The 9,501-nt window shown below is 42.1% G+C and carries 9 protein-coding genes; 2 read left to right on the forward strand and 7 right to left on the reverse strand.

The features are described 5' to 3' along the window. Positions 1-244: 244 nt before the first annotated feature. A complete protein-coding gene (gene petL / locus QUA40_RS03455) occupies positions 245-346 on the reverse strand; it encodes a cytochrome b6-f complex subunit PetL (protein WP_190741595.1) in 102 nt (33 codons plus the stop codon). Between the two features lie 77 nt (positions 347-423). On the opposite strand from petL, the gene aroB reads away from it, so the two are divergent. Then, positions 424-1,518 carry a 3-dehydroquinate synthase gene (aroB, locus tag QUA40_RS03460; RefSeq protein ID WP_333121799.1) on the forward strand — a complete coding sequence of 365 codons (1,095 nt, stop codon included), beginning with the start codon at positions 424-426 and terminating at the stop codon, positions 1,516-1,518. A 95-nt stretch (positions 1,519-1,613) separates the two neighbouring features. Here the strand turns inward: aroB and QUA40_RS03465 are convergent, their stop codons facing one another. Next, a complete protein-coding gene (locus QUA40_RS03465; protein ID WP_333121801.1) occupies positions 1,614-2,384 on the reverse strand; it encodes a tetratricopeptide repeat protein in 771 nt (256 codons plus the stop codon). A gap of 192 nt (positions 2,385-2,576) precedes the next feature. Here QUA40_RS03465 and QUA40_RS03470 point away from each other — a divergent pair, with 192 nt between their 5' ends. Further along, positions 2,577-3,416 (forward strand): stomatin-like protein, encoded by an 840-nt coding sequence (locus QUA40_RS03470; protein ID WP_333121802.1) that lies wholly within the window; start codon positions 2,577-2,579, stop codon positions 3,414-3,416. Here the strand turns inward: QUA40_RS03470 and folP are convergent. The 5 genes from folP to QUA40_RS03495 form a co-directional block, all read right to left on the reverse strand. Next, positions 3,407-4,273, reverse strand: coding sequence for a dihydropteroate synthase (gene folP, locus QUA40_RS03475; protein WP_333121803.1), 867 nt, complete (start codon positions 4,271-4,273; stop codon positions 3,407-3,409). The two genes, QUA40_RS03470 and folP, sit on opposite strands and share 10 nt — an antisense overlap. Positions 4,274-4,366: 93 nt before the next feature. After that, positions 4,367-4,927 carry a Uma2 family endonuclease gene (locus QUA40_RS03480; RefSeq protein ID WP_333121805.1) on the reverse strand — a complete coding sequence of 187 codons (561 nt, stop codon included), beginning with the start codon at positions 4,925-4,927 and terminating at the stop codon, positions 4,367-4,369. Positions 4,928-5,049: 122 nt separating this feature from the next. Then, positions 5,050-5,775 (reverse strand): triose-phosphate isomerase, encoded by a 726-nt coding sequence (tpiA, locus tag QUA40_RS03485; RefSeq protein WP_333121813.1) that lies wholly within the window; start codon positions 5,773-5,775, stop codon positions 5,050-5,052. 75 nt (positions 5,776-5,850) lie between these two features. Beyond that, positions 5,851-6,036 (reverse strand): PCP reductase family protein, encoded by a 186-nt coding sequence (locus QUA40_RS03490; RefSeq protein ID WP_333121807.1) that lies wholly within the window; start codon positions 6,034-6,036, stop codon positions 5,851-5,853. 262 nt (positions 6,037-6,298) lie between these two features. After that, positions 6,299-9,112 (reverse strand): helicase-related protein, encoded by a 2,814-nt coding sequence (locus QUA40_RS03495; protein ID WP_333121808.1) that lies wholly within the window; start codon positions 9,110-9,112, stop codon positions 6,299-6,301. Positions 9,113-9,501: the final 389 nt, after the last annotated feature.

Raw genomic sequence — 9,501 nt, forward strand, 5'->3', positions numbered from 1 at the left:
TTTCTGGTCTGTTGCTGTGTGCCAAGAAGTATGTTCGGGGTTAGATTAATTAGTTCTCGTTAAGAATTGTCAGTCAGCCAAGAGTCTAATTAAGCTAATTTTACTGTCACGTTCTATCGACCGAAGCATTTGCGCGCAAAATCTCTAAGTTTAATCAGAGATTTTTGGGGCGCAAAGACTTCGCACGATCAATACTTTTACCAGAGGTTTCAATCTCTGAGTTCCAAGTCACAAAGCAGGCGAATTAGATGAGTTTGACAGCCCGCAGACCAAACATCAGCACTGTCGCCAAGCCGACCATTCCGCCGAAAAGCCCGAAATAAGTTATTGCTCCGCTAAGAGTCATTGCAATTTCTCCAAAACAATCAATAAAAAGACATATAAGAACTATAATCTAAAATCTAATATCTAAATTAGATAAATATGCAATCCATAATTAAAGTTGACTTGGGGCCACAATCTTACAATGTTTGCGTGCGATCGGGCGGTTTAGACGAACTCGGCAGTCTGATGGGCGATCTAAGTTTGGGCAAAAAAGTTCTGCTGGTGTCGAATCAGTCGATTTTTCGGCAGTACGGCGAAAGAGCAACAGCAGCCCTCGAATCGGCCGGTCTGGAAGTCAGTAGCTGCATTTTACCACCGGGAGAACAGTACAAAACTTTAAATTCGGTGCAGAAAATTTATGGTGCGGCTTTGGCAAACCGTTTAGAACGTTCCTCGACAATGGTGGCTTTGGGCGGCGGGGTGGTGGGCGATATGACTGGTTTTGCTGCGGCGACTTGGCTGCGGGGAATTAATGTCGTGCAGGTTCCGACTTCGCTGCTGGCGATGGTTGATGCTGCTATTGGCGGCAAAACGGGGGTAAATCATCCTTTAGGGAAGAATTTAATCGGGGCTTTTCATCAGCCGCGTTTGGTGTTGATTGACCCGGATGTCCTCAAAACTCTGCCGGCGCGGGAGTTTCGTTCGGCGATGGCGGAAGTCATCAAGTACGGGGTGATTTGGGATGCTGAACTTTTCGGGAAGTTGGAAAATTGCAAGCGTTTGGATCAAATGCGCTATGTAAAGGCGGATTTGTTGGCAGAAATTTTGAGCAGGTCTTGCCAAGCTAAGGCTGAGGTGGTAAGCAAAGACGAGAAGGAATCGGGTTTGCGGGCGATTTTGAATTACGGGCACACCATTGGTCATGCTGTGGAAAGTTTGACCAATTACAAGGTGATCAATCACGGGGAAGGAGTGGCAATCGGTATGGCTGCGTCAAGCCGATTGGCTGTGGAGTTGGGAATGTGGGATGCTGAGTGCGATCGCCGCCAGTCTGCTTTGCTTGAAAAAGCGGGTTTACCTGCCAAATTGCCGGGGGGTGTGGATGTTGAGGAAATTTTGCATACTTTGCAACTCGATAAAAAGGTGCAGGATGGCAAGGTGCGGTTTGTGCTGCCGGTGCGGTTGGGTGAGGCTGCTGTGAGCGATCGGGTGGATGGGGATTTGATTATACAAGTTTTGAAGGAAATGCTTTAGATTCTCGTTTTTGGGGTTGTTTAACCGCCGTTGAACGCCCATTAACGCCGATCGCCAAAAATGTTTTTTCTTTCTATCGGCGATCGGGGTTGAGTTTAGGAACCGCTCGACCGCGAATTAATTTCCTCCAGAATTTTATCTACTCTGTTAGCGGCTTGAGTTCTGCCTTGCTTGATAAATAACTCCTTAGCTTTTGTGAGGCTGGCTACGGCCTCGGCTTGGTTTTCCTTGTCTCCTTGCTGGTACAAACCGACTCCTAAATTGTTTAAAGCATCGGGATATCGATCGTTAATTTTAACGGCTTGTCTCCACTGAACAATTGCCTCGGGCAACTGCCCCTGACTTGCCATCGCCACGCCTAAATCGTTGTGAGCTTTGGCGTACTGTGGGTTGACTTCAATTGCTTTTTGGAATAGACCGATCGCATCGCTCATTTTACCTTGCCCCGACAGCATAGTTCCCAACTTGTAATAAGCATCAGCTTGTTTGGGATAGCGAGCGATTAGTTGCCGATACAAAGCTTCGGCATTGACAGCATTTCCTTGACCGTAAAGGTCGTTGGCAGTTCTCAAGCCCACCGTGTAGCCTTTACCTACAACTTGGCACTTTTTCTCGGAGTTGCCTTCCTGCTTGCAAATCCTGAGTTCGTCTCCCTTCATTTCGTAGGATAGAACTTCCCGAACAGCAGGTGCTCGGCGCGGTGGCTGCAAGTTCTGCGACTGCAAGTTTTGCGAGAGTTGCAGGGCGATTGGCTCAGCTTGTGCCGGTTGGGCCGCTGCTACATTGCAGATTCCTGCACCCACCAAAATGCTTGGGGCGATCCACCTCAAAGGTTTGAACAAGCGAAACTCTCGATCCTTTTTCATGTCTTTTGTGGAAACGTGTTGTTGATATCGTGGGTTTCACTAGCCCCGTAAGAGTCGGAGCAGATGGGGGCCCACCCAATGTAATAGTTAGTTATTAACAGTCGAGATATTTTAGCACTGTGTGACCGAGTTTGAGTTAAATTAGAGAAGAATTCCGATCGATTCTCAGTCAACCTTAGCAGGAAAGTAGAAATGGGGCAGTCTATTCTCACCATGCTCTTTGCGCTCATGCTCGGCTACGCTGTTAACTCAAGCGTCAAAATAGTCAGCGGTGGCGACGAAGCTTTAGTCGAACGTTTGGGTCAATACAAGCGCACCCTCAAGCCAGGATTCCACTTTATCAGTCCCCTGGTCGAAAAAGTCGTCTGCGTCGACACAAGCCGTGAAAGAGTTTTAGACATTAAACCTCAGTCAGCAATCACGGGAGATAATGTGGCTCTCGAAGTCGATGCCGTTGTGTATTGGCGGGTTGTGAATTTACAGAAAGCTTATTATGGAATCGATCAAATTGAAAATGCGATCGCCAACTTAGTTTTAACGACGTTTCGCGCTGAAATTGGTCGATTGCCAATGCAAGACATCTTGGGTTCCCGAGATGACATGAATAAAAAGTTACTCAAGAAGTTGGACGAAGCTACTGACACCTGGGGCGTCAAAGTAATTAGGGTGGAAATTCAAAGCATTACACCTCCGAAAAGGGTGCAAGAAGCTATGGAATTGGAGCGGGCAACTAAGAGCGAGTGGCAAGCAATGGTCAATAAGGCGATCGGCACTAAGGAGTACATGAGGCTCTTAGTTGAAGCTTTAGACTCCCATCCCAATAGTAAGCAAGTTTTGAATTACTTAGTAACCGAAAAATACTTAGACGCTCAACAAAAATTGGGCGAAAGTGACAATGCCAAAATTCTGTTTATGGACCCGAGAAACATGACAGAAGCCATCAACGAATTGATGGGTTCTATGCCTGATGTGATGCCTCATTCTGAGGCTCAGGAAATGAAAGTTATCGATACTCACACTTCTCAAGATTGATTTCTGAAGATAGCGTCGGCAACCAGACAAACATCGTGCATTTCTCTGACATCGTGAACTCGCAAGATATCTGCCAAATTTGCGATCGCACCTGTACAAGCCGCCGCTGTCCCCCAAACTCTTTGTTTCGCTTCTGGCTGATTCAAAATGTGACCGATGAAGCTTTTTCGCGATACTCCGACTAAAATCGGACAGTTTAAAACACGGAATTTTCGCAACTCTCGCAGAATTTCTAAGTTTTGACTGTAATTCTTAGCAAAGCCAATACCAGGGTCGAGAATTATTTGAGATTTGTCAATCCCCGCAGCAACTGCTGCCGCAATTCGACTCTCGAAAAATTCCCCAATTTCCCCCATTAAATCCTGATAATCTGTCAATTGTTGCATCGTCTGGGGAGTTCCCCGAATGTGCATTAAAATTATTGGCACTTTTAACTTAGCAACGGTTGACAGCATTTCTGAGTCAAAAGTAGCTCCCGAAATATCGTTAATTATATCAGCTCCCACCTCAACCGCAGCTTTGGCAACCTGCGCTCTGGTAGTATCGACAGAAATAGGAACTGAGCCAAAAATATCCGCTTTTTCTCGCAGTATTTGTACTAGAGGTATAACGCGATCGATCTCCTCTTCTAAGAATATTTCCGCTGCACCGGGCCGAGTAGATTGACCGCCAATATCAATAATATCTACCCCCGAGTTTACCATATTTTCCGCTTGCGCTAAAGCAGATTCTAGAGTATAGAAATCTCCGCCGTCGCTAAAACTATCAGGGGTTACGTTCAAAACGCCCATTAAATAAGTGCGTTTTCCCCACTCGAAAGCTTTATTTCTAATTGTAATTTTTTTGTTATTTATCATATCACCTCCTCACTCGGCGAGAGAAATCGCTTCTTGTCAAACGAATTCCCTCTCTAAGAGATTCAAGAATAAAGCAGAAGCGCCATTCTTAATTTAACCAAAACTTAACCAGCTAAAAACAGTGTCAACTGTCAATTCTAATTCAATTTTATCAATTATTGGCAACAGAGCTGCACCTTTGTACAGTTCTACTTTTTGTCCGGAAAATACCGCCAAAATACTCTCTTCTTCTGGATCTAGTAACCACCCCAACTCAGTGCCGTTTCGCGAACAGTGGAGTAAGTTACTCAGCACTTTTGTTTGGCTTTGGTTTGGAGAGAGAATTTCTATTGACCAGTCGGGATTAATATCAAAGCGGTTAGCAATTCTACCAGACGGCAAAAAAGGAATTCTTTCCCATCGGAATACTGCTACATCTGGAACGATTGATGCGCCGCCAAAAGTGCAGCGCAACTCGGGAAAAGCATTGGCAATTTTCCGAGTTTTCGCTACTTGATTGATAGTCTTGCAGAGATCACCTTGAAGTACGCTGTGTTCACCTTGAGGCATCGGCTTCTGAATGATTTCTCCCTCAAGAAATTCTGAGGCCGGTTCAGTTTCAGGAAGTTTGAGGAACTCGTCTAAGGCGGGTTTGGGTTTAACGATCGCACTCATAGGTTAATTCTCCCGATCCGAGAAACACTGAACGGCACATCACAATTGTACGCGATCGCTGTTTAATTCCCGCTGCCCTTGTTCCACTTACCACTTAGCAATTACCTATTAGCAATTACCTATTACTGATAATTGACAATTCGAGCAAAACTCGCAGCTTCCAAACTAGCACCGCCTACCAAAACCCCGTCAATCTCAGGCATCGCCATAACTTCATCAATATTCTCCGGTTTAACAGAGCCGCCGTACTGAATTGGCACGCCAGGATTAGTCAATTTACTGCGAATCAAACCAATAACTCGGTTAGCTTCCTTCGTTTCGCAAGTATCGCCAGTGCCGATCGCCCAAATCGGTTCGTAAGCAATGACTAACTTTTCTTGGTCAACATCAACTAAATCTTTTTCCAACTGAGAAAAAATGTGAGCTTCAGTTTCCCCTGCATCTCGCTGCTGCTTGGTTTCCCCAACGCACAGAATCGGAATTAAATCGTATTTCTGAGCAGCTTTCAGCCGCAAATTCACCGTTTCGTCAGTTTCCCCAAAATATTGGCGTCGCTCACTGTGGCCGATGATGACATAACGGACACCAAGTTCACTCAGCATTGGCCCGGAAATTTCCCCAGTAAAAGCTCCCGACTCTTGCCAGTGGACGTTCTGAGCACCGAGTCTCATCCGGCTGCCGTGCAAATTTTTCGAGAGGACAGCCAAGGAAGTGAAGGGAACGCAAAGCACGACTTCCCGTTCCTCTGGGGTTTCCGTCAGGCAGGACATGAATCCTTGAAGAAACTCTAGGGATTCTGCCCTAGTTTTGTACATTTTCCAGTTGCCAGCAATAACTATTTTCCGCACGGGTGACTCAGTAGCTCTGTGAACATCAAAATCAGGCAACTTATAGTGTAAAGCTTTAGGGTACTTTTCGAGCCCTTATTGCCCGAACTCGATGCGAGCTTGCTCAACTAAGTCAACTGTAACAACTGTGGTGTCGGCTTCGCGGGCCAACTGCTCGATGCGGACGCGAGCTTGTCCCCGGACAAAATAGGGAATATTTTTCAGCTTCGCCTTGGCTTCTGGCGTCCATTTTAGATCGTCGGAAAATTCGGAATCGGGCATGGCGTATTGAGCGATCGACTACAAGCCTTTATTGATCTGGCTGTGATGGAAAGCCAGGATCTCTTAAATTTACCATAAGTGCGATCGAGCCACACCTTCTCACTCTGCCTTAAATTTGTTGCCTAAAATAGCCGACGCTTCTTGTAAAAGCTGATTCTGCTCTTGTCGAATTGCCTCCAACCTTGTCATCCCCAAGGTCGTATCCAAGTAACTGATGAACTCTCCACTGTGTAACACTTTTAACCTTCGTTTAGCAACTCTCTCAACCGCGCGGATGGCCGGGTCGCGTCCGAGCAGCAGCCTCAGACTCGTCAGGGCTTTCATACCTTAGCAATTTTTTGATAGAATTTTCACTATCATTGGGCTTCAAATATAATGTGCATTCTCTACTAACCTCTTCTTCAGAAATCTGATTTTGAGCGCACCATTTTCTAATAGCCATATCAGCCAACTCTTCTACTATGTCCGCCTCTACTAAAGCAACTTCAGTTTCAGGAGTACATTCAATTAAATCTAGAATATACTCAGGTGAAGGAGAGCGCAAGTTGTCTTTTTGTCCATCGTACAATAATATTTTATAGTCATCATTCTGTTTCAAAAGAATATATATAAGAATATATTCACCTGAATAATTTAAAGCACTAACCAAATCACTTTCGAGACTTTCCGCATGAGCGCGATGGAAATGTAGTTTACGAGTATGTTGATAATAACGAGAAACGTCTTTATCATCGGCATTATCAAGAGTTAAAATCCCCTTTTTAACTTTAGTGTCCGAAGCAAAATCTGGCATATTAATTAATTGGTTATCATCTGATGTTAAAACAGGCAAATCAGTTAATTTACGAGATTCTTCATGGCGTTGCATTAACTTATCCCAACGTTTACCTATATCTACAAATTCATCTTGTAACTCTTTGGTCTCTGTAAGAATTGGAATGAAAGTATATATTCTTACAGTCCGAAAATTATCCCAAAGTCTTAAAATTCTTCCGGCTCTTTGAATCGGCTCAATAGGAGTCCATGCTATGTCATAATTAACTACAACTGAGGCATCCTGCATATTAACGCCAATGCCATAATTATCAGTAGTGATAAATACATCATAAGTATCTTCACCATTTGGAGAAGTATGATTAGCAATGGGGGCAAACTTTTCAATTGCTTTTTCTATTTTATTTAAAGTTTTTGGTTTATATTTAGTATCTTTATTTTTTTCAATCGTGCTAAATATTCTTAAAAATGGCTTTAACCATTTAATTGTTTCTTCTAAATAAGAAGCAGTAGGATAACGTTCACAAAAAATAACTAATTTTTCTTGAGGACAGTGAAAATCTATAATCTTCAGCAAATTTTGGAGTTTTTTATCTTGTTGTGGTTTGGATTTATCTAGCTTACTAATAATTGGATTTAAAACTTCTTGACGTTCTTCTTTTGAAATCAAAAATTCAGACTTCTCCAAAATAAATGCTTTTTCTCCTCCAGGGGTATCGACAACACTTTCTAAACTTTCTTTTAATGCTAAAGGAGAACTTGCCCAGGCTTTCTTGATCTGAGTAACAATATTTTTTCGATATATAGCATTAGGTATGTTTAAATCAAAATAGCCTTGAGTAATTACTGAGCTTAACTCAGATTCCAAAATTACAGGAAAAGAAATAGTAAAAAGAAGAACATCAGGAAAATATTTTTTTTGTTCTCCCAAATTGATATAACGTCCTTTTTCATCTGATTGACCATAATATTTAGCAACGTGGGGAGTTGTTAATTGGTGAGCAACAGGTAATTGTGTGAATTGACTTGATTCTTCAATTTTCCAAGCACGAGCATTATCAAAAAAATCCGGAAATAAAACATCAGGTGCAGGTGGGGCAGTGTGAGGTAATAAAAGAAGTTGAACATTAATATTCTCAATATCTGTGGCGTAAGGTGAACCTGTTAACAATAAAACTTTAAGTCTTTCGGGGTTTCCAAATTTATTCACCACTTCATGGATTCTAGTGAAGGCTTTTCTTTCTCTTCTTCTTTCAATTTTAGAATATTTATTTCCAAATGGATCGGGATAACGCTTTCTTAACTTATGACTCTCATCAAAAATTAATAAATAACGTCCTTTCCCTGAGCGGATATCCTTAATAAAATACTCCCAACTATCCAGATCCCTGGCTTTATTTGAATCTTCTTTATCTAAAGTTTCAAGATTGAAAAAATCAGCAGATATACTAGCATCTCGCATTTCTTTACGCCAACTAGCCTTAACAGGCATAGGACAAATAATAATCACTTTATCAATAAAATCTTCTGATTTTAATTGAACCGCAATTAAAGTTCCCATCACAGTTTTACCTAGTCCTGTTGAAGCAACTAGCATTGAGCCACCATGTTCATGAATTTGGCTTAATGTTAAAGAAATCATATCTTGTTGATAAATGAGAGGCTTTTTACTATAAGTAGTTTTAACTGGTTTAATTTGCTCTAAAGTTAATAGTGTTTTTAGATAAATATCCCAAGGTGTAGCAAATTCTAACCATTTTAACAATATTTCTAGCAGGTCTTGGGTTAAATCTTGAGCCTTGTTAAAAAAGTTATCAAATTCCTGAATTAAGTCTATCACTTCCGATTTTTCAGTAATAATATTTCCGCCTTCGACTTGCTCGATGAGTCCTTTTCCAGTTAAATTTGAGGAGGTTTGAATAGCAGCTCTTTCATCAAAAATATAAAGCTTGTTATGGTGGTCTTTTGCCCTAGCATCAACAATTTCAAATTGATTAGACTGTATTTTTTTCACAAGGTCACGAACCGACTTTCTTCTATCTCTGTCTAATCCTGTTCGTAAGTCTCGCATTATTTCTTGAATTAAAGCCATTCTTGCTCGTTGTTCACCAGGATCGTCTAAGCCAACTAAAAGATATGTTTTTTTACCTGTAGTGTAACGACGGATTAAGTTCCATCCTTTTATTGTAAAAAATCCTGTAGCAATCCGAATTTTTTGTTTAGCTTCTTGTAACAGAGCAATAATATATTCCAAGGATTTACCTGATTCAAACCAACTTAAACGTTTTTTATTGTGTTGCACAATTAATCTCCCCTAATAATATTCCTTCCCTCAGCCGTCAGCCCATACAGACGCTGGTTTTCCCTCTCCCCGCTCAATTTTTTATATCCATATCCCCTTGGGAATTCAATGTTTCCATAATCCTCCCTATTTGTCAACCCACATTCCGCACCCCCAACTGGCACATAGGCGGATTGAGGGGGTAAAAGTGAATCATCCGAGACAATTATGAGTAGAAATACTCAACTATCTCGGTGACTCAGCATTACCCAGTAGTCCATTCTGGAAAATTGACGTGAGGGCGTGAGTTAAATCTGATATCAGTTAAAATTACGAGCGGTAAAAAACCAAGTTTATTACGTATCCGTAACGCGCTCAAAGTCGCGAAAAAGCGTTAATAGCGCTCGCTC

The sequence above is a fragment of the Microcoleus sp. Pol11C3 genome (genome assembly GCF_036701485.1).
Classification (GTDB): Bacteria; Cyanobacteriota; Cyanobacteriia; order Cyanobacteriales; family Microcoleaceae; genus Microcoleus.

Excerpts from the sequence above, each read along its gene's own strand:
- petL (WP_190741595.1), bottom strand. The coding sequence starts at position 346 with ATGACTCTTAGCGGAGCAATAACTTATTTCGGGCTTTTCGGCGGAATG.
- aroB (WP_333121799.1), top strand. The coding sequence starts at position 424 with ATGCAATCCATAATTAAAGTTGACTTGGGGCCACAATCTTACAATGTT.
- QUA40_RS03465 (WP_333121801.1), bottom strand. The coding sequence starts at position 2,384 with ATGAAAAAGGATCGAGAGTTTCGCTTGTTCAAACCTTTGAGGTGGATC.
- QUA40_RS03470 (WP_333121802.1), top strand. The coding sequence starts at position 2,577 with ATGGGGCAGTCTATTCTCACCATGCTCTTTGCGCTCATGCTCGGCTAC.
- folP (WP_333121803.1), bottom strand. The coding sequence starts at position 4,273 with ATGATAAATAACAAAAAAATTACAATTAGAAATAAAGCTTTCGAGTGG.
- QUA40_RS03480 (WP_333121805.1), bottom strand. The coding sequence starts at position 4,927 with ATGAGTGCGATCGTTAAACCCAAACCCGCCTTAGACGAGTTCCTCAAA.
- QUA40_RS03490 (WP_333121807.1), bottom strand. The coding sequence starts at position 6,036 with ATGCCCGATTCCGAATTTTCCGACGATCTAAAATGGACGCCAGAAGCC.